At 45.6% G+C, this 23624-nt stretch carries 27 protein-coding genes; 19 read left to right on the top strand and 8 right to left on the bottom strand.

The annotated features are described in order from the left end of the window. Positions 1 to 25: 25 nt before the first annotated feature. From secD to AC5YBZ_RS10240, 5 genes are all read left to right on the top strand, one after another. On the top strand, positions 26 to 1876 hold the full coding sequence (gene secD / locus AC5YBZ_RS10260) for a protein translocase subunit SecD (protein ID WP_494542870.1): 1851 nt from the start codon (positions 26 to 28) through the stop codon (positions 1874 to 1876). 13 nt (positions 1877 to 1889) lie between these two features. Then, complete coding sequence (gene secF, locus AC5YBZ_RS10255) at positions 1890 to 2837, top strand: protein translocase subunit SecF (protein ID WP_494518910.1); 948 nt, start codon at positions 1890 to 1892, stop codon at positions 2835 to 2837. Between the two features lie 234 nt (positions 2838 to 3071). Next, positions 3072 to 3389, top strand: coding sequence for a putative signal transducing protein (locus AC5YBZ_RS10250; RefSeq protein WP_494518911.1), 318 nt, complete (start codon positions 3072 to 3074; stop codon positions 3387 to 3389). A gap of 252 nt (positions 3390 to 3641) precedes the next feature. Beyond that, positions 3642 to 4553, top strand: coding sequence for a precorrin-2 dehydrogenase/sirohydrochlorin ferrochelatase family protein (locus tag AC5YBZ_RS10245; RefSeq protein WP_494518912.1), 912 nt, complete (start codon positions 3642 to 3644; stop codon positions 4551 to 4553). An 89-nt stretch (positions 4554 to 4642) separates the two neighbouring features. Continuing rightward, positions 4643 to 5197 carry a YaeQ family protein gene (locus AC5YBZ_RS10240; protein ID WP_494518913.1) on the top strand — a complete coding sequence of 185 codons (555 nt, stop codon included), beginning with the start codon at positions 4643 to 4645 and terminating at the stop codon, positions 5195 to 5197. Between the two features lie 80 nt (positions 5198 to 5277). Here the strand turns inward: AC5YBZ_RS10240 and AC5YBZ_RS10235 are convergent, their stop codons facing one another. From AC5YBZ_RS10235 to AC5YBZ_RS10225, 3 genes are all read right to left on the bottom strand, one after another. Next, a complete protein-coding gene (locus AC5YBZ_RS10235; RefSeq protein ID WP_494518914.1) occupies positions 5278 to 6726 on the bottom strand; it encodes a carbon starvation CstA family protein in 1449 nt (482 codons plus the stop codon). A gap of 186 nt (positions 6727 to 6912) precedes the next feature. Next, positions 6913 to 7623, bottom strand: coding sequence for a two-component system response regulator BtsR (gene btsR / locus AC5YBZ_RS10230; protein WP_494518915.1), 711 nt, complete (start codon positions 7621 to 7623; stop codon positions 6913 to 6915). After that, the gene (locus AC5YBZ_RS10225; RefSeq protein ID WP_494523624.1) at positions 7620 to 9314 is read right to left on the bottom strand and encodes a LytS/YhcK type 5TM receptor domain-containing protein; all 1695 of its coding nucleotides are present in this window, start codon (positions 9312 to 9314) and stop codon (positions 7620 to 7622) included. Before AC5YBZ_RS10225 ends, btsR begins: the two co-directional genes overlap by 4 nt. Before the next feature lie 181 nt (positions 9315 to 9495). Here AC5YBZ_RS10225 and AC5YBZ_RS10220 point away from each other — a divergent pair, with 181 nt between their 5' ends. Then, the gene (locus AC5YBZ_RS10220) at positions 9496 to 9738 is read left to right on the top strand and encodes a YecH family metal-binding protein (RefSeq protein WP_494523623.1); all 243 of its coding nucleotides are present in this window, start codon (positions 9496 to 9498) and stop codon (positions 9736 to 9738) included. 63 nt (positions 9739 to 9801) lie between these two features. Here the strand turns inward: AC5YBZ_RS10220 and AC5YBZ_RS10215 are convergent, their stop codons facing one another. From AC5YBZ_RS10215 to suhB, 5 genes are all read right to left on the bottom strand, one after another. Beyond that, complete coding sequence (locus AC5YBZ_RS10215; RefSeq protein WP_494518918.1) at positions 9802 to 10146, bottom strand: replication protein RepA; 345 nt, start codon at positions 10144 to 10146, stop codon at positions 9802 to 9804. Further along, on the bottom strand, positions 10133 to 10801 hold the full coding sequence (locus AC5YBZ_RS10210; RefSeq protein ID WP_494518919.1) for an AAA family ATPase: 669 nt from the start codon (positions 10799 to 10801) through the stop codon (positions 10133 to 10135). The genes AC5YBZ_RS10215 and AC5YBZ_RS10210 overlap by 14 nt, the downstream gene beginning before the upstream one ends. Before the next feature lie 112 nt (positions 10802 to 10913). After that, the gene (locus tag AC5YBZ_RS10205) at positions 10914 to 11213 is read right to left on the bottom strand and encodes a PilZ domain-containing protein (protein ID WP_494523622.1); all 300 of its coding nucleotides are present in this window, start codon (positions 11211 to 11213) and stop codon (positions 10914 to 10916) included. Between the two features lie 120 nt (positions 11214 to 11333). Further along, a complete protein-coding gene (locus AC5YBZ_RS10200) occupies positions 11334 to 11738 on the bottom strand; it encodes a phosphate-starvation-inducible protein PsiE (RefSeq protein WP_494518921.1) in 405 nt (134 codons plus the stop codon). 352 nt (positions 11739 to 12090) lie between these two features. Next, positions 12091 to 12894, bottom strand: a complete 804-nt coding sequence (gene suhB / locus AC5YBZ_RS10195; protein WP_475514177.1) for an inositol-1-monophosphatase — start codon at positions 12892 to 12894, stop codon at positions 12091 to 12093. Positions 12895 to 13049: 155 nt separating this feature from the next. Between suhB and trmJ the strand changes: the two genes are divergently transcribed. The 13 genes from trmJ (at position 13050) to AC5YBZ_RS10130 (ending at position 23470) form a co-directional block, all read left to right on the top strand. Further along, positions 13050 to 13817 (top strand): tRNA (cytosine(32)/uridine(32)-2'-O)-methyltransferase TrmJ, encoded by a 768-nt coding sequence (gene trmJ, locus AC5YBZ_RS10190; RefSeq protein WP_494518923.1) that lies wholly within the window; start codon positions 13050 to 13052, stop codon positions 13815 to 13817. Positions 13818 to 13821: 4 nt separating this feature from the next. Further along, positions 13822 to 14643 (top strand): serine O-acetyltransferase, encoded by an 822-nt coding sequence (gene cysE / locus AC5YBZ_RS10185; RefSeq protein ID WP_494518924.1) that lies wholly within the window; start codon positions 13822 to 13824, stop codon positions 14641 to 14643. A 195-nt stretch (positions 14644 to 14838) separates the two neighbouring features. After that, complete coding sequence (gene iscR, locus AC5YBZ_RS10180; RefSeq protein WP_110458872.1) at positions 14839 to 15300, top strand: Fe-S cluster assembly transcriptional regulator IscR; 462 nt, start codon at positions 14839 to 14841, stop codon at positions 15298 to 15300. 80 nt (positions 15301 to 15380) lie between these two features. Then, positions 15381 to 16595, top strand: a complete 1215-nt coding sequence (locus AC5YBZ_RS10175) for an IscS subfamily cysteine desulfurase (protein ID WP_475514174.1) — start codon at positions 15381 to 15383, stop codon at positions 16593 to 16595. Positions 16596 to 16633: 38 nt separating this feature from the next. Then, complete coding sequence (gene iscU / locus AC5YBZ_RS10170; RefSeq protein ID WP_494518925.1) at positions 16634 to 17017, top strand: Fe-S cluster assembly scaffold IscU; 384 nt, start codon at positions 16634 to 16636, stop codon at positions 17015 to 17017. Between the two features lie 14 nt (positions 17018 to 17031). Beyond that, on the top strand, positions 17032 to 17355 hold the full coding sequence (iscA, locus tag AC5YBZ_RS10165; protein ID WP_475514173.1) for an iron-sulfur cluster assembly protein IscA: 324 nt from the start codon (positions 17032 to 17034) through the stop codon (positions 17353 to 17355). Between the two features lie 17 nt (positions 17356 to 17372). Continuing rightward, positions 17373 to 17894 carry a co-chaperone HscB gene (gene hscB, locus AC5YBZ_RS10160; RefSeq protein WP_494518926.1) on the top strand — a complete coding sequence of 174 codons (522 nt, stop codon included), beginning with the start codon at positions 17373 to 17375 and terminating at the stop codon, positions 17892 to 17894. 62 nt (positions 17895 to 17956) lie between these two features. Continuing rightward, entirely contained in the window at positions 17957 to 19819 is a 1863-nt protein-coding gene (gene hscA / locus AC5YBZ_RS10155; protein ID WP_494518927.1) for a Fe-S protein assembly chaperone HscA, read from the top strand. Between the two features lie 8 nt (positions 19820 to 19827). Next, complete coding sequence (gene fdx, locus AC5YBZ_RS10150; protein WP_110458878.1) at positions 19828 to 20163, top strand: ISC system 2Fe-2S type ferredoxin; 336 nt, start codon at positions 19828 to 19830, stop codon at positions 20161 to 20163. Positions 20164 to 20287: 124 nt separating this feature from the next. After that, on the top strand, positions 20288 to 20482 hold the full coding sequence (gene iscX, locus AC5YBZ_RS10145) for a Fe-S cluster assembly protein IscX (RefSeq protein ID WP_494518928.1): 195 nt from the start codon (positions 20288 to 20290) through the stop codon (positions 20480 to 20482). Positions 20483 to 20709: 227 nt separating this feature from the next. After that, positions 20710 to 21141 carry a nucleoside-diphosphate kinase gene (ndk, locus tag AC5YBZ_RS10140; RefSeq protein ID WP_110458879.1) on the top strand — a complete coding sequence of 144 codons (432 nt, stop codon included), beginning with the start codon at positions 20710 to 20712 and terminating at the stop codon, positions 21139 to 21141. Between the two features lie 179 nt (positions 21142 to 21320). Next, complete coding sequence (locus tag AC5YBZ_RS10135; RefSeq protein WP_494542869.1) at positions 21321 to 22451, top strand: 4-phosphoerythronate dehydrogenase; 1131 nt, start codon at positions 21321 to 21323, stop codon at positions 22449 to 22451. A 2-nt stretch (positions 22452 to 22453) separates the two neighbouring features. Then, positions 22454 to 23470, top strand: coding sequence for an aspartate-semialdehyde dehydrogenase (locus AC5YBZ_RS10130; protein WP_494542868.1), 1017 nt, complete (start codon positions 22454 to 22456; stop codon positions 23468 to 23470). Positions 23471 to 23624: the final 154 nt, after the last annotated feature.

Genomic DNA, 23624 nt, shown 5'->3' with positions numbered 1-23624 from the left:
CACTTTAAGCCAAGAGGGCGATGGTGTGTTAAATAAATACCCAATGTGGAAAAACCTAATGGTGATGTTCATCATCGCCATAGGTGCTTTCTACGCAATACCAAATTTATTTGGTGAAGACCATGCAGTGCAAGTGGTCGCGACACGTGGTGCCGAAGTTAGCGTATCGACTCAGACACAAGTCAATGAGTTATTGTCGACAAAAGGCATCGAAGTTAAGCGCTCTGAGCTGGAAAATGGTCAACTGTTAGTGCGTGTGGCTAATGCGGATCAACAATTACTCGCTAAAGAGGCCATTGCGGACTCACTCGGTGATAAGTATGTTGTCGCGCTCAACTTAGCCCCGGCAACGCCAAAGTGGTTAGAGTCACTGGGCGGTAGTCCAATGAAGCTAGGTCTTGATTTACGTGGTGGTGTGCACTTCTTAATGGAAGTGGACATGAGCGAAGCGATTCGTAAGATGACCGAGGCTAAAATCGCCGATTTTAGAACCGATCTTCGCAGCGAAAAAATTCGTTATGCCGGTATCCGTAATAGCGCTAAAGGCATTGAGATTAAATTCCGTGATGCCGATAGCCTTGCTAAAGCTGAACGTTTTCTCAAGACGCGCAGTAACGACATGGTGTTCAGCGATATCTCATCGAATGACAACTATTTGTTACTAGCGAACATGAGTGAAACTTACCTTAAGCAAATTAAGGAAGAAGCACTGCAGCAAAACATCACTACATTGCGTAATCGTGTTAACGAGTTGGGTGTGGCAGAACCTGTGGTTCAGCGCCAAGGGGCTGAACGCATCATCGTCGAATTGCCTGGTGTTCAAGATACCGCACGTGCCAAAGATATTTTAGGTGCAACGGCGTCAATTGAGTTCCATATGGTTGACGAAAAAGCCGATGCGGCTGCGATTGCCAGTGGGCGTATCTCTGCAGGATCGCAAGTCTACAATCGTCGCCAAGGCGGTCAAGTGGTGCTGCAAAAAGCGGTCATGCTAACCGGTGATCATATTCAAGGTGCTCAACCTAGTTTTGATGAATACAGCCGTCCACAAGTGTCGATTAACCTCGATGCCAAAGGTGGCGCTATCTTCTCAAATGTGACCAAAGACAACATCGGTAAACCGATGGCGACCTTGTTCATAGAGTATAAAGATAACGGCGCGAAGAACCCTGATGGCAGCGTTAAGATGGACAAGATTGAGGAAGTGATCTCAGTGGCGACTATTCAAGCGCGTTTGGGACGTAACTTCGTCATTACCGGCCTAGACCACTCTGAAGCGCAAAACTTAGCCTTGCTACTGCGTGCTGGAGCCTTGATTGCTCCTGTATCGATTGTTGAAGAACGTACCATTGGTCCAAGCCTTGGTGCCGAAAACATCGAAAACGGTGTTCAGGCAATGGTATGGGGTATGGCTGTCGTACTTATCTTTATGTTGGTCTACTACCGTGGTTTTGGTTTGATTGCCAACCTCGCGTTAACGGCTAACCTAGTGATGGTGGTGGGCGTGATGTCGATGATCCCTGGCGCGGTGTTAACCCTGCCTGGTATTGCTGGTATGGTGTTAACCGTGGGTATGGCTGTTGACGGTAACGTGCTTATTTATGAGCGTATTCGTGAAGAACTTCGCGCGGGCCGCAGTGTGCAACAAGCGATACACGAAGGTTATGGTAATGCGTTTTCAACCATTGCCGATGCGAACATAACCACCTTTATGACAGCGTTAATTCTATTTGCCGTGGGTACCGGTGCCGTTAAAGGCTTTGCGGTGACACTGATGATAGGTATTGCCACGTCGATGTTTACCGCCATTGTCGGCACTCGCTCTATTGTGAATGCGATATGGGGTGGTAAGCGCGTGAAGAAACTGTCTATTTAAGGGGAAGTTGACTATGTTCCAGATTTTATCAATAAAAGGCACGATCAACTTCTTACGCCATGCGTTGCCGATCAGTATCTTGTCAATGATCTTAGTGGTAGGTTCATTGGCCTCGTTAACGTTTAAAGGCATTAACTGGGGGTTAGATTTTACTGGTGGTACAGTGGTTGAGATGGAGTTTTCTCAACCGGTTGATCTTAACCAGTTACGCAGTGTGTTGACGTCAGATGCGACCGATGGTGCCGTGGTGCAGAACTTTGGTTCGAGCCGCGATGTGTTGGTACGTTTACCTGTGAAAGCGGATATCAAGAGTGATACGCAAGTGGAGCACGTGATGGAAGCCGCCAGTGCTATCGATCCTAGTGTGGTCCAAAAGCGCGTCGAGTTTGTCGGTCCGCAAGTGGGTAAGGAACTTGCTGAGCAAGGTGGGTTAGCGGTATTAGTGGCGCTGATCTGTATCCTTATTTATGTGTCATTTCGTTTCGAATGGCGTTTAGCCATGGGCTCGGTGGCCGCGCTGGCTCACGATGTGATTGTTACCTTAGGGGTATTTTCGTTATTGCAACTGGAATTCGACTTAACGGTGCTGGCGGGTTTACTCACAGTTGTCGGCTACTCACTTAACGATACCATTGTTGTGTTTGACCGTATTCGTGAGAATTTCCTCAAGATGCGTAAAGGTACCCCTGAAGAGATTGTCAATACCTCAATCACTCAAACTATGAGTCGTACCATTATTACTACTGGTACCACCTTGGTGGTTGTTGTGGCACTATTCCTTAAGGGGGGCACCATGATCCATGGCTTCGCGACAGCCTTGCTGATGGGGATTTTCGTGGGTACTTTTTCATCAATTTACGTGGCGAGTTTCCTTGCTGTGAAATTGGGGATCAACCGCGAACACATGATGCCTGTTGAGATTGAAAAAGAGGGTGCCGATCAAGATGCATTAATGCCTTAAACAAACAGAAGCATCAACGATAAACGTAATTTATCGTTCTGTTTTTAACAGTTTAATGTCATCAATCATGTTGTTGATGTAAAAAGCCACATTCTGTGGCTTTTTTTGCATCAAGATGTTGGTTTTTTGATCGCGTTTTTCTCGACAACCAGCCCTGATTGACGTTAGGATGTTGGCGGTTAATTGATTCGCCTAACCATTCGCTGTCTGAATTGTTGCAGTAGGAGAAAACACATGGAAGAACGTACTAGGTTAGTCGCCGGTGGCAACTTGTTACAAGCCCATAGTTGGAAAGGGATGCTCGAAGCTTGTGGTATAGAGGTTGAGCTGCGTGGTGAAGCGCTGCTAGGTGGCATTGGCGAACTGCCAACCGATCTGCAAGATGTTGAGCTTTGGGTTACCGAGTCACAATATGAGGCGGCCAGAGCACAGCTTGAAACTCTCAACACTGAGAGTCCACAATGGCAGTGCCTTAAGTGTCATGAGATGAATGAAGGCAGTTTTGAATTGTGTTGGCATTGCAGTGCCGAACGAAGTGAACGTTTGAGTTAATAAACTATCTTGCTGACTTGTGAATAAGCGATTTTAAGTGTTATCACTTATCTTGATTCACCTAAGTCATATTGGCTCTTTGCTTGCCGAGTAGAACTTACGTAGTTGCCATTGCAATAGGGCGTATGTTCTGCGTTTGTCACATCAGCTAAATGCTGGATGCTCTATTGTGCCAGTCGCCTTACTTGAGCGCTAATGCTATTATTTACTTACAATTATTCCCTCCGCTTTAGCTAAAGAGAGCGCTTCCTTATGCAGTATTTCCCTTTATTTGTTGATACTCAATCCCTGCGAGTTTTAATTATTGGCGCTGGCGAAGTGGCCAGTCGCAAATTGGATCTACTCAGTCGAACCTTAGCCGAAATTGAGGTGATTGCACCTGATATTTGTGATGAGGTGCGATCTTATGCCAGACAAGGTCGGATAAGACTACATCAGCGAGCGGCCAACACAGATGATATTGCCAATGTCGATCTGTTATATTTGGCAACTGCCAATGATGCGTTTAACCGTGATATGGCACTGCACGCGACCGTGAAGGGAATATGGGTCAATGTGGTTGATTCTCCCGGCTTATGCCGTTTTATTACCCCATCAATTGTCGATAGAGGTCGCCTGCTGGTGGCCATAAGCACAGCGGGTGCTGCGCCGGTGTTTGCCCGCGAGCTACGTTCACGTTTAGAAACTTGGTTGCCTAACTCCCTCAGTGAACTGTTTGATTTTATTGCCGAGAGGCGAGTTGAGGTGCAGCAACGTTTACCTGACTTTAGTCAGCGTAAGCTATTTTGGGAGCAGTTTTTTATCAGCAACGGCGATAAGTTTGATGCTGATACGCTTAGGCGCTATGACAATGCGTTTAGGCAGCTATCGAATGAGGGGGAGATTTTATTGATTGACGATCAAACCAAAGTTGAGCTGCTACCGATAGCCGCCATGCCTTTATTACAGCGAATAGACACACTTTGTAGCGATATTGCGCTGCCTAGCGATTTAGTTGAATTAGTCCGCCGTGATGCGTCGCGAGCGAGTATGCCTTCTCTGAGCGTTATCAATGCCCAGTATGCTAAAGGTGAGCGAGTGTTGCTGTTTGCGGAGGTGGCGACGATTTCAAGGCTGGTTGCTCATTTTCCCATGGCGAAGTGGCTGCGCGGTGGGTCGCTATAGCGCGATTGCAGCCATTTGCGCAGTATCGGCTGTGTGTTGCTTGGCGTAATTAAGGTAAACTAGCCGTATCATTCATAATTTTGATTAATATGGCCCCTAAAGCAACGGTTTATAAAGCCAATCTACAGATAGCTGATATGGATCGTGGATATTACCACGATCATAACCTTACCCTCGCGCAGCACCCGTCAGAAACCGATGCTCGTATGATGTTGCGCCTGCTGGCCTTTGCCCTTAATGCCAGCGATAGCTTGCAGTTTAGCAAAGGTTTATGTGTTGAAGATGAGCCGGAGTTGTGGCAAAAATCATTGAGCGACGAAATAGAGCTCTGGGTTGAGTTTGGTCAAAGTGATGAGAAATGGGTTCGAAAAGCCTGTGGCCGTTCAAAACAGGTGCAGTTGTTTGCTTACGGCGGACGCAGCGTACCGATATGGTGGCAACAAAATCAACAAGCGTTTGCACGTTATCAGAATTTAAAAGTGTGGAATATTCCCGAAGATGCGGTAAAAGCCATGGGTGAGCTGGTGAGTCGCAGCATGATAGTGCAATTTAATATTAGCGAAGGCGAAATTTGGATGTCTAATGATCGCGGTAGTGTGCAGATTATTCCCGAGGTGCTAAAAGACCAGGTGCTAAAAGAGTAGTGCTTGCTTATATTTGAGTGTTAAAAAAGCCAGTCTCCAGACTGGCTTTTTTACAGGTGTGCAAGGCGACTTATGCGTGGTTAAGCTTTTTCTACCAAAGATGTTTCATCCTCATCCTCGCCTTTACCTTTGGTGTTAACCATGATGAGCGCGGTGATGACGAGCGTTGACACTACACCAGCAATCGTAGATAGCATCATCGGTAGCCCTGCGCCTAAGGTTGCCGAGTTGAGCAGGAAGCTTATCACCACTGTGGTCATAAACATCGCTGGGACGGTACAGATCCAATGGAACTTATTGTGACGCAGTAAGTATGCAGATGCCGTCCATAACATCATCACTGCGGTTGTTTGGTTAGCCACACCAAAGTAGCGCCAAATCACCCCAAAATCGACTTGAGTTAAAATCGCGCCCATGATGAACAGTGGGATAGCCAACAATAGACGTTTAGGTAGCGCAGTTTGTGGTAGCTTAAAGAACTCGGCTAAAATCAAGCGGGCCGAACGAAACGCCGTATCGCCAGATGTGATAGGCAAAATAATGACACCTAAGATAGCCATAAAGCCACCCACAGCGCCCAACAAGCCAGTTGATGCTTCATATACTACGTTAGCGGGGTTACCTGCCATACCGGCATTGAGCCCTTCAACACCGCCGAAGAAAGATAAGGCGATAGCACACCAGATAAGTGCAATGATCCCTTCGCCTATCATGGCGCCGAAGAACACAAAGCGGCCGTTAGATTCATTTTCTACACAACGAGCCATTAGCGGTGACTGAGTCGCGTGGAAACCTGATATCGCACCGCAGGCAATAGTGATAAACAGGGCAGGCCACAGTGGCATGTCATTGGGATTAAGGTTGGTTAAAAAATCGCTTGCTTCAAAGCCAGGTAACAGAGAGTGTTCGCTCGACACGACTAGCGCTATGGTTAACCCTACAGACATGAACAGCAATAAGGCGCCGAAGAAAGGATATAGGCGACCGATAATTTTATCTACTGGGACAATGGTTGCGATTAAATAGTAAGTAAAAATAATCCCTACGAAGATGCTAATATCCCAGCCGGTTAACTTGCCGAGCAAACCAGCAGGCGCAGAAATAAACACCACACCGACCAGCAAGAGTAGGATGATGGCAAAAATATTCATAAAATGTTTGGCACTTTTGCCCAGGTATTTACCGGCAAGATTAGGTACCGACTGGCCATTATTTCTTACCGAGAGCATGCCTGAAAAATAATCGTGGACTGCACCAGCAAAAATACAGCCGAGCACAATCCATAACATGGCGGCAGGGCCATAAAGTGCACCTAAGATAGGGCCAAAGATAGGCCCAACACCGGCAATATTAAGCAGTTGGATAAGGTAGACCTTACCTTTAGACATGGGGACAAAATCTACCCCGTCGGTTTGGGTAAAGGCGGGCGTTTGACGCGCCTCATTTATGCCGAAGACTTTTTCAACAAATTTACCGTAGATGAAGTATCCGCCAATTAGCAGGCCGACACACATTAGAAACCACATCATAATCTATACCCCCAGTGAAAAACACGCAGAGTGTATCGCCTGTGAGAGAGAATAAAATCGACATTTAGGTGAGTGGTCGTATCAAGCGATTAAGCGGTTATTTAAGGCGGTTAACGGTTTGGCTACTGGGCGAGCACAAGCCCCTGCGCGTCGAGTCATTCGTGTAAATGGGAGCCTAGGAGCTAATCAATGAAAGCCAAATAGCTGTTTTAGTGGTTTTAAAAATCGCCGTGATACAGGTATCGTTTTGCCTGAATGGGTAATAACATCAGCGCCATTTTCCTGCATCACAATTTCACTGATAGCGTGGGGCGCAACAAGATACTGCTTGTGACAACGTATTAGCGCTGTCTTCTCTTCGAGTACTTTAAGGGTGAGATGCGTATGCACCTGCTCATTGGCGGTGGTAACATGGATGCCGCTTAAATCGCTGAACGCGTATTCGACATCTCTGATGTTAATCACTTTGAGGCGATTGCCGCAATAACAGGGCACATGTTCCAGTGTTGTGGGTAAAATGGCGCTCAGTGAGGGTTGGGGCAAATCTTTACGTAGACGATGAATGCTGGTCTGCAAGCGAGCTGCATCAATGGGCTTAAGCAGATAGTCAAAAGCATGATTGTCAAAAGCTTGAATTGCATATTCATCATAGGCGGTGACAAATACTACTCGGGGCATAGTATCAGGATCCAGCATGGCAACCATTTCAAGGCCAGTAATTTTGGGTATCTGAATGTCTAAAAAAATCAAATCAGGCTTTAATTTGCTAATCGATTGTATCGCCTCAATGGCATTAGCACATTGGCCGATCACCTCAATATCGTCATAGACGTTGAGTAACTCTTGTAATGCATCGCGGGCAAAGGGCTCATCGTCAATAATTAAACAGCGGATCACTTTGACTGTCCTATTGGGCTGGTGGTTAACGGTAAGGTAATGGTTATTTGCGTATATTCATCGCGGCTCGATGTTATCGTGACGCCAAAGCTATTGCCAAACAGATTTTGAATGCGTTTATGCACAATCGACATGCCCAGGCCTGAGTTATCTGTCTGCTGCGTTGTGTCATATAATCCTGCGTTATCGGTGACTTGCAAAATTAATTGGTCGTTGTCGGCTCGTCCACTTACCCTTATCTCACCAGGCTCAATAAGGTGAGATGTACCATGTTTAACGGCATTTTCGATAATGGGCTGTAGGGTAAATGCGGGCAATTTATGATGATGCAACGAGGCTGGAATATCGATCTCGACACTTAATTTATCGAAAAAGCGCGCTTTTTCTATCATAAGGTAGGCGTCGATATGTTCGAGTTCATCCGTTAGGGTGACCAGGTCTGTGGTGCGTTTTAAGTTGATGCGTAAAAATTGGGCTAAGTGTTGGATCAGTTGGCGAGCCATTACTGGATCACGGCCAATAATGGCAGCGATGGTGTTTAAGGCGTTAAACAAAAAGTGAGGATTGACCTGAGCTTGCAGTAGTTTTAGTTCTGATTGTGTCAATAAATTCTGCTGTTGTTCGTAGCGGCCATATAGGATTTGATTAGACATTAATCGTGCAATACCTTCGCCCAATGTCTTGTTAATATTTAAAAATAGTTTGTTTTTGGGTTCATATAACTTAATCGTGCCGATCACTTCTGACTCACATCGCAGCGGGATCACTAGGCTTGAACCTAAGCGGCATTGATTAGAGATTGAACAGGCATAACGCGTTTCCACTCCATCGGCAAACATGACACAATTTTGCTCGATTGCATCTTGGGTGATTTTCGATGAAATGGGGGTGCCAGGAATGTGATGATCATCGCCGATGCCGATAAAGGCCAGCAGTTTTTCTCGGTCGGTAATGGCTACGGCGCCAACATGGGTTTCTTCAATAATGATCTGCGCAACTTTAGTGCTACTCTCTTGATCGAAGCCTCTGGATAACCCCCCAACGCTGCGCTCGGCAATTCTGAGCGCTTTAGTCGAAAATGCCGATGATAGCTTATCGAACATGGTTTTTTGGTCGCGCACCATACTCATAAACAGCGCGGCGCCGATTGAATTAACCAGCAGCATGGGAAGTGCAATCTGTTTGACCAGTTCAACCGCATCATCAAAGGGCTGTGCTACGGCGAGAATAATCCCCATCTGCATCATTTCGGCTGAAAAGGTCACTAAGCAAACGAGCAGGGGAGTATAAACCAATTCACTCCTGTCTAATTTACGTAGATATAAACCGACGAGCCCGGCTGAAAAGCCTTCTAATGTGGTTGAGATGGCACAGGCCAGATCGGTAAAGCCGCCCAAGCTGTAACGATGCAACCCCCCCGTTAAACCAATCAAAAAACCAGTAACCGGGCCGCCGAGTAAGCCGCCTAATACCGCGCCCATGGCACGGGTGTTGGCAATGGCATCGTTTGTCTGCTCACCAAAGTAGGTGGCCAAAATACAAAAGCCTGAAAAGATAAAGTAGATGTAGATTTTATGGGGTAAGCGGGTCGCGGTTTCGGCAAACAGCTTAAATAGCGGTGTTTTACTCAGTAAGTAAACGATCACTAGATATAAACACATCTGTTGGGTTAACAATAAAATGAGCGGCATAAAAACAGATGTTCCTATAACGGCATGAGCCAAGCCATCGGCAGAGTGGTGTAATGGGACTCTTGAGCATAGCACTAGCCCTTAAGGGACCACAACTGTTCACTTTGCGCTATAGCGCATGGTTTTAATATCAATAATAAGTTATAACATGCGTATTAATTAAATCTTTATTGAGGTTACGATGTCAGACTCGATTCATGGTCATCAAGTGATGCAACTTATGCTGTCTTTAGGCGGCGCTATATCGAAAACAGAACTTATGAAATTAATGGCGACTCAGTTTGGTGAACAGGCAAAATATCATACGTGCTCGGCGACAGAGATGTCGGCTGAGCAATTGATTGCTTTTTTAGAACGTAAAGGTAAGTTTATTGAGTCAGCAATGGGAATTGAGACCGCAGTCGATAAAATTTGTCATCATTAGCCTTTAAAGTGTTTGGGCCGCGACAGTATACGCGGCCCTATCACATCACTAACGCTTCGCTAGTTAATCTTGGTTTTCATCAATAAGCAGCTCTATGGCTTGTGGTGACTTGTCGGCAAAATCTTTAATCATCATCCGGATAAGTCGAGACTTGGCTATTTTATTGTCTCTGGCCAATTGATTAAGCTGTGCAATACAACTTTCAGTGAGCGTGAAAGTGGCGTGGCGAAAAATTTTACTCGATTGCTTCTTAAGGCTAACCGTCTGCTTGGCTTTATGTTTCTTCTTGGTACGCTGGGATAGGCTGGGTTGGCCAAATGCATAATTGTTGGCATCTTCGATAAACTCTTCAATCGAGAGTGATTTTCGCGGCTTAGGCTTACGCCGCTTCAGATCAGTTAAGCTCATAAGAATTTTCAGGTGGTATGGCGAGTAGTTCATCGCTAATAGCACGTATTTCGATGGCGGCTTTACCGCCGGGCTCTATTTCGAGTACCGATGAGCCTTGCTCTTCGCTATCGTCGTAGATATTGCGGCTGAAAGTGACAGCGTTTAATGCCCTTAGTCCGAAGGATTCGACCACCTCTTTGGCTTCTAAGATGCGCTTATACTGATTAGGCAGTGAAGGGCATTGAGTTATGACTACCGCAGCGACCATTTTGGGGTTAACCATTTTACAGGTACTGAGCATATCTTCCATGTGGGGTAGGGTTTTGAGGTCGCGGCGTTTCGGTCGCAGTGGCAATAACACATAGTTGGCTACCGACATGGCGGCGCGCATGGCGAGGTTGTCTTGGCCGCCACAATCGACAATGACATAATCGAAGCGTTGGTCTAGTCCGAGTAAGTCATTACGGATCTTACCGTATAATTGAATACAGTTAATGGGTGGAAGACTAGGGTCTTCATTACGAGCTTGGATCCAATCTGAAGTGGTGCGCTGTGGGTCACAATCGACCATTAACACATTCGCGTTATGTTTTTGAGTGATATGAACAGCAATGTTTTGCGCCATACAGCTTTTACCCGCGCCTCCTTTCTCACCGCCTACAAGCAAAATCATGTCTGTGTCTCCCTCAAATAGAGCATTGCGTGACTTAACCATTAAGTCAGTGTGTTAGTATAAATTAGCGTTATCTGTTTTTTTGAAAATATATAATTAGCTATTGAGATACCTAAATAATTTGTAGTGCAATACGAAATTTCTCGCCATCTTGTTGCTGGCAGCGGCACACTTGTGCCTTAATTTGGTTTTGTTTATCGGTATTGGCATTAAACGTGATATCGAGTAATTCACCTAAGGTAAAAGATTGATGATACTCGATGAGTACACCTCGACGGGAAAGATCCACACATAAAGCATCGTCGCACCTAATCTCGCCATTGGTGTCTGTCCAGGTAATCTTAATTCGCTCAGACTCCATATCAACTCGAAGTGACTTACGACGTTCATCAAGCTCTTGCTGCAGGTTCATTGATTTTCCTTGTTGTGTTTGAATAGTCCTAATGGCTTAAAGCTAGCATAGTTTTGATGTCAGCACATAGTTAAACAAACGGCGCTAGAAAGCGCCGTTATAGTTTGATAAGCAAGAATATTAAAGGTCATCACTATTACGTGGATAAGGCAATTTGAGTTGTCCCCAACGGATCACTATTACCGTGCCAGCCAGAACGAAAGTCGAAACAGCAATCGCAATAATACGCCAGTCATCCATGCTTTTCATATCCAAGATCAAGTAGCGAGCTAATGCCACAATGGCAATATACAGTGGCATTCGTACCGGTAGTTTTCCCGACTCAGCATAATTAGCCACCATGGCGAGTACTTCGAGATAGATAAACAGCAGTAGCAGATCTTCTAGTGCGACTTTGCGCATAATTATGATATGCACCACTTCTTGACCTATCGCGACCATAGTGGCAATAGCGATTATGATTAAGACGAAGTATTCAACCGCCTTGATACTTTTTGAACCATAGCGAACATAAAGCTTTCCCATAAACAACTCTCATTAGTGTTTTTATAGATGGTATCAACAATTGTGTATTGCGCTAGCAGATGTTTGTGATTTTATTCACAAATTGATCTATTGGTATAGTCATGCTGTGTTGTATTTTAGAATTTAGCCAATGTATTAAGCGATAAAACAGTGTGTTAAATGGCGGTATGTAGCTTTTACTTGCTTAAACGGATATGTGCGTAGCAAAGGAGCATGCAGCAATCATGTATCTGGTATGTTAGCCTGTCTCGCGTGGGAAGGTGTTATCTTGGAAATGTAAAAAAAACCGCCCTTATTGGGGCGGTTTAGTATTTAAGCTATCACACATTATTAAGCTGAAATATGCAGGCGATTAACGCTTGAGTGCTTCACTAAGTAATGGGCGGAAACTTTTAACCAGTAATCCGGTCGCTTTAGGCGTACCAGCAATGATGTTGCCTGAATTCATATATCCATGGTTACCGGTGAAGTCAGTAACGGTACCACCGGCTTCACGCACGATAAGATCGCCAGCAGCGATATCCCATGGTTTAAGACCGATCTCAAAAAACGCATCCATACGGCCAGCAGCTACATACGCTAGATCTAAAGCCGCTGAGCCCGCACGGCGCAAATCGGCGCACATGCTGAAGGTTTCAGCAAATAGCTTCATGTAAGTTTCAGAGTGTTGTTTGGCTTTGAATGGGAAACCAGTAGCAATAATTGTTTCATTCAAGTCGTTAGTTTTACTTACGCGTAAACGGAAATCGTTTAACTTTGCGCCTTTACCACGCACTGCGGTAAATAGCTCGTCACGTACAGGATCGTAAACTACGGCGACTTCGGTTTTACCTTTGTATTGTACGGCAATCGATACCGAGAAATGAGGGATGCCTCTAACAAAGTTGTTAGTGCCATCCAAGGGATCAACAATCCACATATAGTCTTTATTGTCGCCCTTATTCTCGCCACCTTCTTCGGCAACGATAGTATGGTCTGGGTATGACTTGCGAATCTGATATGTAATGGCCGCTTCTGCTTCTTTATCCACGTTAGTTACGTAGTCATTGATACCTTTTGCGCTAATTTCTACACGGTCAAGTTCGGTGTAGGCGCGCATAATCGTTTGGCCGGCAGCGCGAGCGGCGCGCACAGCAATAGTCTGCATCGGATGCATTACAATCCCCTGGATGTTAAAGAACAGATATAAATAATCGGCGCACATTATACGAGATTTTACGGTTATATCAAATAGAGATTTTTATATAAAGGATCTGACTTCGCTGTGATACCATCAATGACACTGTTCTATAGATAGAAATTAAGAGTTTCATGCTTAGCAATATTCGTGTAGTTCTCGTAGGAACCTCCCATCCTGGTAATATTGGCTCTACCGCTCGTGCGATGAAGACCATGGGATTATCTACCCTATATTTAGCCGAACCTAAAGTGGCGCCAGACGGTCACTCGGTTGCTTTGGCCGCCGGTGCGTCTGATATCTTAAAGCATGCAGTGACGGTTGATTCGCTTGCCGATGCAATTGCCGATTGTAGCTTAGTGATCGCCACAAGTGCCCGTAGTCGCACCCTTGATTGGCCAATGCTTGATCCTCGTCAGGCGGGGGAAAAATTAGTCGCCTCAGCAGTTAATGGGCCTGTAGCGATTGTATTTGGTCGTGAAAATAATGGCCTCTCTAACGAAGAACTGCAAAAGTGTAACTATCATGTGGCGATCCCAGCCAATCCTGAATACACCTCATTGAACTTAGCGCAAGCGGTGCAAATCATCTGTTATGAAGCGCGTGTTGCTTTTCTTAATCAGTCGCCAGAGGCAGTTGAGCACGTTGAATATCCGCTGGCAAAAGAGCAAGAGAACTTTTTTAATCATTTAGAAAACACGTTACTGTCGACGGGTTTTATTGTTAAACAGCACCCTGGGCAGGTGATGACTAAACTGCGTCGTCTGTTTAGCCGTGCCCGCATTGAAAGCCAAGAGATGAATATCTTGCGTGGTATTTTAACCTCTGTTGATAAAAAAGTGTCTTTGGCCGATAACGCGCAACTGTCGCAACAAGACTCAGCAGTTAAAAAGGAAGATTAAGTCCATGGGCGTCATATCCAGAATTAAAGACGATATCGAGTCTATTTATCACAGAGACCCTGCGGCAAATAGCACCTTAGAGATATTAATGAACTACCCAGGTATGCAAGCAATTTGGATACATCGGCTGAGTCATAAATTATGGAAACGCAAATGGCGCCTAACGGCTCGAGCGATATCGACGTTTTCTCGCTGGTTAACGGGAGTCGAGATCCATCCTGGCGCGACCATTGGGGATCGGTTTTTTATCGACCATGGTATGGGGGTTGTGATTGGTGAAACGGCTGAAATTGGCAATGATTGTACCCTTTATCATGGCGTGACCTTGGGGGGCACAACATGGCAAGCGGGTAAACGTCACCCAACCTTGGGTGACAATGTGGTGATTGGGGCTGGTGCCAAGATTCTGGGGCCGATCACTATGCACGATGGTGCTCGCGTGGGGTCAAATTCTGTGGTGGTTAAGGAAGTGGCTAAAGACACGACTGTGGTGGGCATCCCCGCAAGAGTGGTGGCTAAACCAACGGAGAAATCCAAAGAACATGCCCTGCGCCGCACCGAAATGGCCAAAAAGTACGGTTTCGATGCTTATGCTGTGTCACCTGATAACCCCGATCCGGTTGCCAATGCTATCGGCCAGATGCTCGATCACATGCACCTAATGGACTCTAAAGTTCAAGAGGTGTGTCAAGCAGTACAAAGCATGGGCGGCAGTGTCTGCACCGAGCGTCTGCCTGAGCTTGATGTCGATGAGTTTAGCGATGTAGAACAAGCCGCTGCAGAAAAGCGCCAACATGCGATTGATGAGTTTGATCCCATAATTTAAGAAAAATCAGATTAATTGTCTCGTGACATTGAATCTTGCGGGCGAAACAGGTTAAATACCCCACTAATGAATCAGGGTATTTTATCTGTTTCGTTATCATCTTAAATACCTGACTAAACTGCTAGGTTTTATACTTGACTGAATTACTCAAGTATGGTTGAATTGACCTAAGCATTTTAGAGAGCAGTGGTAGCTATGAAACTTACTTCAAAAGGGCGCTATGCAGTAACGGCAATGTTAGACGTTGCTATGCATTCTACATCTGGCCCAGTGCCGTTAGCTGACATCTCCGAACGTCAGGGAATCTCCCTATCCTATCTTGAGCAACTCTTCGCTAAATTACGTAAACATGGATTAGTCTCGAGCGTAAGAGGTCCTGGCGGTGGTTATCGTCTAGGATTTGACGCCGGTGAAATATCGGTTGGTATGGTCGTCAGAGCGGTGGATGAGTCTGTTGATGCCACCCGTTGCCAAGGTCTGGGAAATTGCCAAAGTGGAACTCGCTGTCTAACCCATTCACTTTGGGGTGATTTAAGCAAACAGATTTCAGATTTTTTAAATGGCATTAGTCTTGCCGGATTGATGAACAAGCGAGATGTTCAATTTATCTCAATTAAACAGGACAAAATACAACAGGAACAAAGAGTAACTGCCTAAGTTAACTTTGTTATTTAACTAATATTTATTTTTGTACGTGGTAAGCGGTCTGTGTTAGTCCGCTAAGTACGGAGTGTGAGATGAAGCTTCCTATTTATTTAGATTATGCTGCAACAACGCCAGTCGATCCTCGTGTTGCAGAAAAAATGATGCAATGCCTGACGATGGATGGCATTTTTGGTAACCCAGCATCACGTTCGCATCGCTATGGTTGGCAAGCCGAAGAAGCGGTTGATATTGCTCGTAACCAGATTGCTGAGCTAATTAATGCCGATCCGCGCGAGATTGTATTTACCTCTGGCGCGACAGAATCTGACAACCTAGCCATTAAAGGTGTTGCCCATTTTTATCATAAAAAGGGTAAGCACATCATCACCAGCAAGACCGAACACAAAGCCGTACTCGATACCTGCCGTCAGCTAGAGCGTGAAGGGTATGAAGTGACTTACCTAGAGCCAGGTGCTAACGGCATTATCCCGCTAGAAAAAATTGAAGCGGCGATGCGTGAAGACACTATCTTACTTAGCCTGATGCACGTTAACAATGAACTTGGTGTCATTCATGATATCGATGCGATTGGCGAATTGTGCCGTGCAAAGAAAGTGATTTTCCATGTCGATGCTGCGCAGAGTGCGGGTAAATTGCCTATCGATTTACAGAAAAGCAAAGTCGATTTGATGTCGATTTCAGGCCATAAAATGTACGGTCCTAAAGGCATTGGTGCGCTTTATGTGCGTCGTAAACCACGTATCCGTTTAGAAGCGATTATGCATGGCGGTGGTCATGAACGCGGTATGCGCAGTGGTACATTGGCGACACACCAAATTGTCGGTTTGGGTGAAGCGGCTGCCGTAGCCAAAGCTGACATGGAAGCGGATAACGCGCGCATTCGCCGCTTACGCGACAGATTATGGGACGGTATCAAAGATATCGAAGAAACCTATATTAATGGCGATGTAGAACAGGGATACTGCGGCATCTTTAATGTCAGCTTTAACTTTGTTGAAGGTGAGTCGTTGATGATGGCATTGAAAGATTTGGCTGTTTCGTCAGGTTCGGCCTGTACATCAGCAAGCTTGGAGCCAAGCTATGTGCTTCGAGCGTTAGGACTAAACGATGAAATGGCGCATAGCTCAATCCGTTTCTCAATTGGTCGTTTCACTACAGAAGAAGAGATTGACCACGCGATAGAGACCATTAACAAGTCTATTGGTCACTTAAGGGAGATGTCTCCATTGTGGGAGATGTTTAAAGATGGCGTTGACCTGTCTCAGGTTGAATGGGCACATCATTAATCCGGCTAATAAACGAATAGAGCGATTGGAGCAGAATCATGGCTTACAGTGAAAAAGTAATAGATCATTATGAGAACCCACGTAACGTAGGTTCATTCGACAAAAACGACCCAACAGTGGTTACTGGTATGGTCGGTGCACCTGCCTGTGGTGACGTGATGAAGTTACAACTTAAAATCGACGATAACGGTATTATCGAAGATGCAAAGTTTAAAACGTATGGTTGTGGCAGTGCGATTGCGTCAAGTTCATTAGTAACCGAGTGGGTAAAAGGTAAAACTATTGAACAAGCGCAAGCGATTAAAAATACGGATATTGCTGAAGAGCTTGCATTACCGCCTGTTAAAATCCACTGCTCAATTTTGGCAGAAGATGCGATTAAAGCGGCGTTAGAAGACTACAAGTCTAAGCATCAGAAGTAATATTCGGAGTTAACATGGCAATAACGATGACTCCAGCGGCTGCCGAAAGGGTGAAAAGCTTTTTGGCCAGTCGCGGGAAAGGTATTGGATTACGTTTGGGGCTAAAAACCTCAGGATGTTCAGGTATGGCTTACATACTTGAGTTTGTTGATGATCTGAATGCCGATGATGAAGTCTTTGATATCGATGGGGTAAAAATCATCATTGATGCCAAAAGCTTTATCTACCTTCAAGGTATCGAGTTAGACTTCATTAAAGAAGGACTCAATGAAGGATTTCAGTTTAATAACCCTAACGCTAAAGGGGAGTGTGGCTGTGGCGAAAGCTTTACAGTCTAACTACCGAATCTAAATACATGAACTACTTTGAGTTGTTTAGTTTATCGCCTGTATATGACCTCGACACTGTCTTGCTTGCAGAACGCTATCGCGATCTGCAGCGGACGGTGCATCCTGACAAGTTTGCTAATGCCAGCGAGCAAGACAAACGTATTGCCGTACAGCGCACTGCGCAGGTGAATGATGGGTATAACACGTTAAAGCATCCTATTTTACGTGCCGAACATATGCTGAGCTTGAAAGGAATCGATCTGAGTCACGAGTCCACTACGGTTAAAGACACCCAGTTTTTAATGCAGCAGATGGAATGGCGTGAATCGCTTGAAGCGATCAAGCATTGTGATGATCCCGATGCGCTAATCGATCAATTACATCACTCGTTTGCTAGCTATCGAGAGCAGATAACAGTGCAAATGAGTCAGCTTATCGGTAGTGATGATCAACAAGACTTGGTTAATGCGGCGGATCTGATCCGCAAACTCAAGTTCATGGCGAAATTGCAAGATGAACTCGCTAGAGCTGAAGATGCTCTTTTTTAGAGGCGAATAATTGTTGATTGGCTCAATATCTATTGAGCCTTTATTTTTTAAGTTGGATAGATATGGCACTTTTGCAGATAGCTGAACCCGGACTAAGCGCAGCACCCCATCAACATAGACTGGCAGTCGGGATCGATTTAGGCACCACCAATTCTTTAGTCGCTGCTGTTCGCAGTGGCGTGGCAGATACCCTTGCCGATGAAACCGGACGTCATGCACTTGCCTCTGTAGTGCGTTTTACACCAGAGGGCGTACAGGTCGGTGTAGAAGCCGAGCGATATTCAGCTCAAGATCCGCTCAATACGGTTGTTTCTGTTAAGCGTTTCATGGGCCGCAGCTTGGATGATATTCAAGCACAAGATCAATCGTTACCTTATCAATTTTCTGCCAGTACTAATGGTCTGCCATTATTTAATACGGCTGGTGGTCAATATAATCCGATTCAAATTTCTGCCGAAATTTTAAAGCCTTTAGTTGAACGCGCTGAAAAAACCTTAGGCGGATCGCTTGAGGGTGTAGTGATCACTGTGCCTGCGTATTTTGATGATGCACAGCGTCAAGGTACTAAAGATGCAGCGGGTCTGCTTGGTATTAAAGTATTACGTTTACTTAACGAGCCAACCGCAGCAGCTATTGCCTACGGCTTAGATTCTGGCCAAGAGGGAATGATTGCCATTTATGATTTAGGTGGTGGCACCTTTGACATCTCTATTTTACGTCTCAATAGAGGGGTGTTTGAAGTGATGGCCACCGGCGGTGACTCGGCGCTGGGGGGCGATGATTTCGACCACGCATTAGCACAGCACCTGCAAGATCATTGGCAATTAAGCAGCTTAACAGCGCAAGAACGCCGTGGGTTATTAATTGAAAGCCGCCGTGTCAAAGAGGCATTGACTGAAGACGATAGTACGCTAGCGCATTTGCAGCTTGCTGACGGACGTCAATTACAACAAACGGTGACCAAAGCGCAGTTTGATGCGATCATTGAGTCATTGGTTAAGAAGACCATCGCCAGTTGCCGTCGCGCTTTGCGCGATGCCGGCATTAAAGCCGAAGAAGTGTTAGAAACGGTGATGGTGGGTGGCTCGACACGCGTGCCGCTTGTGCGTCAACGTGTGGCTGAGTTTTTTGGTCGTCAGCCTTTAACATCAATCGATCCCGATCGCGTCGTGGCTATTGGCGCCGCAATACAAGCCGATATTTTGGTGGGCAATAAACCTGACTCCGATCTATTATTGCTTGATGTATTACCCCTGTCGTTAGGGATTGAAACCATGGGCGGGCTGGTTGAAAAGGTTGTTTCACGTAATACCACTATTCCTGTCGCCAGAGCGCAAGAGTTTACCACCTTTAAAGATGGTCAAACGGCGATGGCATTTCATGTGGTGCAGGGGGAACGTGAATTAGTGGCTGATTGCCGCTCGCTTGCGCGTTTCACCTTAAAAGGTATCCCGCCGATGGCCGCCGGGGCGGCGCATATTCGGGTTACTTTCCAAGTGGATGCCGACGGGTTGCTCAGCGTTACAGCAATGGAAAAATCATCAGGGGTTCAGGCAACGATCCAAGTTAAACCTTCATTTGGATTGACCGATGAAGAAATTGGTTCGATGCTCAAAGATTCAATGGCGCATGCGAAGGAAGATATTGAACGTCGCATGGCGGCAGAGCAGCAAGTGGAGGCCGCGCGAGTGCTAGAGTCTCTTTCGGCAGCTTTGGCCAAAGACAGTGAGCTGTTATCTGCCGAGGAAGCCGCAGCCATCGAACAAGGTATGGCTCATTTGGCACAAACTGCGGCGCAGGGCGATGCAGATGCGATCGAAAAAGCGATTGAAGCGTTAGATAATGCAAGTCAAACTTTCGCCGCAAAACGTATGGACAATTCTATTCGGTTGGCACTTAAGGGCCAGTCGGTTGACAATATATAGGTAAGAGTATGCCGCAAATAGTTTTTTTACCCCATGAAGAGTTATGTCCTGATGGGGCGGTAGTTGAAGCACAGCAAGGTGAAACCGTTCTGGATGTTGCATTACGTAACGGTATTCATATTGAACATGCATGTGAGAAGTCTTGTGCTTGCACAACTTGTCACGTGATCATTCGTGAAGGCTTTGATCAACTTGAAGAAAGCGATGAGCTGGAAGATGATATGTTAGATAAAGCCTGGGGACTAGAACCAGAGAGTCGCCTCTCTTGTCAGTCTCGCGTGCCTGATTGCGATCTGGTGGTGGATATACCTAAGTACACCATTAACATGGTCAGCGAAGGTTAGTGTTTATTACGACCTTATTTATCCGCTAGTCAACCTGAAGCCAGTCAATAGACTGGCTTTTTTATGCGCCGAAAATAGGATAACGACTATGCTTTTAGCATGATCATTTGATAGGAACAAACCGATGAAATGGATCGATTCTCTCGATATTGCCTTGTCACTTTTAGAAGCCCACCCTAATGTCGACCCACAGCAGATCCGATTCACCGATTTACGCCAGTGGGTACTCGAGCTTGATGATTTTGATGATGACCCGGAGCATTGTAATGAGCGTATTTTAGAGGCGATACAGAGCTGCTGGATTAACGAATACGATTAAGCGCGTTTAATTAGCTGTGATTACTCGAGTGGCTTACGCCTAGAGGCTAGAACCGCTGTTTTCAAAGCGGCTTGCTGATGGGGCCATCTGATATTTATAGAGCGATAATCTCGCCGCAGTATGCTTATTGCTTGAGTAATCTTGTTATTTAAAGGTAGGTTTTTGTCGATTAATTTCGTATAATCCGCGCGAATTTTTTAAAACCTGTTTATTAAAGGAAGCTAGACATGGCTATCGAACGTACTTTTTCTATCATTAAGCCTGATGCAGTTGCTAAAAACCACATTGGTGCTATCTATAACCGTTTTGAAACAGCTGGCCTTAAAATCATCGCTTCTAAAATGGTTCACCTAAGCAAAGAACAAGCAGAAGGTTTTTACGCTGAGCATAGCGAGCGTCCTTTCTTTGGTGCCCTTGTTGAATTCATGACTTCTGGTCCAATCGTTGTTCAAGTACTAGAAGGCGAAAACGCAGTACTAGCTCACCGTGAAATCTTAGGTGCGACCAACCCAGCTGAAGCTGCTCCTGGTACTATCCGCGCTGATTTCGCAGAAAGCATCGACGAGAATGCAGCTCACGGTTCAGATTCAGTTGCATCTGCCGAACGTGAAATTGCATACTTCTTCAGCACTGAAGAACTTTGCCCACGTACTCGTTAATTTGAGCGTGTGCATTAATGCTATAAAAGGAGCCTAAGTGGCTCCTTTTTTGTCTCTGGTTTTTAAGGCAAAATAAGCTCGATGTGATTGGTTGTTATGACAATCCATCTGGCCATCTAGGCGAGAGTTTAATGGCAGCAATATACTTTACCCATGTTTAACAAGTAGATGAGATATCGATGAAGATCCTAGCCGATGAAAACATGCCTTATGTTGAAGCCTTGTTTGCCGATATAGGTGAGGTGGTGTGTGTTGATGGACGTAAACTCACGCCTGAGCAGGTGCGTGATGCCGATGTGCTGCTAGTGCGCTCCGTTACCCAAGTTAATCGCCAATTGTTAGCCTTGAATACGCAACTCCAATTTGTTGGTAGCGCAACCATTGGCATGGACCATCTCGATCAAGCTTATTTATCTGAGCGTGATATCTGCTATACCAATGCCCCAGGATGTAATGCCACTGCGGTGGGTGAGTATGCTTTTATTGCCATGCTTGAGCTAGCACGGCGTTTTGAACAGCCGTTAAAACACAAGACGGTTGGCATTATTGGCGCAGGTAATACTGGCTCGGCGCTGCAAAAGTGCTTGCAGGCGTATGGTGTTAAGGTACTACTACATGATCCATTGTTGGCCGAATCAGATGATCCGCGTACCTTTGTGACCCTAGAGGAACTTATTAACCGTTGTGATGTGATCTCTTTACATGTGCCGTTAACAAAAAGCGGTTCGTATCCCACTTGGTACCTGTTCGATGAGGCGCGATTAGCCAGTCTCCGCCCCGATTGCTGGTTGCTGAACTGCTGCCGGGGTGAGGTGATTGATAATCGCGCATTGATAAGGATTAAACAGCAGCGTGATGACCTCAAAGTGGTACTCGATGTCTGGGAGGGCGAGCCCCACCCAATGGCCGAGCTGGTACCTTATGTTGAGATTGCTACCCCGCATATTGCAGGTTACAGCCTCGAAGGTAAGGCCCGCGGTACTTTTATGCTGTATGAAGCGTTGATGGCACATTTAGGGTTAACTGCCCATAAGTCGATGGATGCGCTGCTGCCCCCCTTGTGGAGTCAGCAATTAACTCCAGCGTCAGTTCCCGATGAAAACGCATTATTGAGCCTAGTTAGACTGGTTTATGACCTACGTGATGACGACTTGGTTTTTCGCAACCGCTTCCTTAATCATAATGGCTTTGACCTAATGAGAAAAAATCATAAACATAGACGCGAATTTAGTGCGTTAAGGCTAGCCAATCATGCTGGTTCTGATGTAGATTGGGTGCTCAAATTAGGTTTTTCAGGAGTCGGTCTGTAATTATGTCGCAGGAATATAACGTAGTCGTATTAGGTGCATCGGGTGCCGTGGGTCAAACAATGATTGAGATCCTCGAAGAGCGCAATTTTCCCGTCGCGAATTTGTACCCATTAGCCAGCAGCCGCAGCGCTGGTGATACGGTAACATTCCACGGTAAACAGGTCGAAATCTTAGATGTTGATACCTTCGACTGGTCGCAAGCGCAAATAGGCTTTTTCTCTGCTGGCGGTGATGTCTCTGCTAAATGGGCACCCATTGCTGCCGAGCAAGGGTGTGTTGTAATTGATAACACCTCACATTTTCGCTATGACATCGATATCCCGTTAGTGGTCCCCGAAGTGAATCCACAGGCGATTGCCGATTTCCGTAATCGCAATATTATTGCTAACCCTAACTGTTCTACCATTCAGATGTTAGTGGCACTTAAGCCCATTTACGATGCCTTTGGTATTTCACGTATTAACGTTGCGACTTATCAGTCAGTGTCGGGTTCTGGTAAGCAAGCCATTGAAGAGTTAGCTAACCAATGTGCTAAGTTACTGCAAGGCTTGCCTGTTGAACCACAGGCGTATTCTAAACAGATCGCCTTTAACGTATTGCCGCAAATTGATGTGTTTATGGAAAATGGCTACACCAAAGAAGAGATGAAAATGGTGTGGGAGACACAAAAAATATTTGGTGATACCCAAATTGAAGTAAACCCCACCGCAGTGCGGGTACCGGTATTTTATGGTCACTCAGAAGCTGTGCATTTGGAAACGGTGCAAGCGGTTGATGCTGAAGAGGTTAAAGCTGTATTACGCGATGCTCCAGGTGTTGAGTTGTTTGAGTCTGATGATGACTACCCAACGGCAGTAACCGACTCGGCTGGTAGCGATCCTGTGTATGTTGGCCGAGTACGCAAAGATATTTCGCATCCTAACGGCATTAATTTGTGGATCGTCTCTGACAATATCAGAAAAGGCGCGGCACTCAATAGTGTGCAGATCGCCGAGGTGTTGATCAGGGATTATTATTAATTTATGGACCTTTTATAAGGTTTACTTTAAAAAGCCTGCATATTGCAGGCTTTTTTGCTGTTGTTACTTGTTTTTAAATCGTGAAGAGTAGCAGGGCATGAAATTCTGGTTTATAGTAATCTCAATAAATACAATTGCCTAAAGCATGCTGCTA

The organism is Shewanella sp. 553, assembly GCF_059338375.1.
The sequence above is the reverse complement of the archived record's forward strand: the minus strand, read 5'-3'. Positions and strand labels throughout refer to the sequence as shown.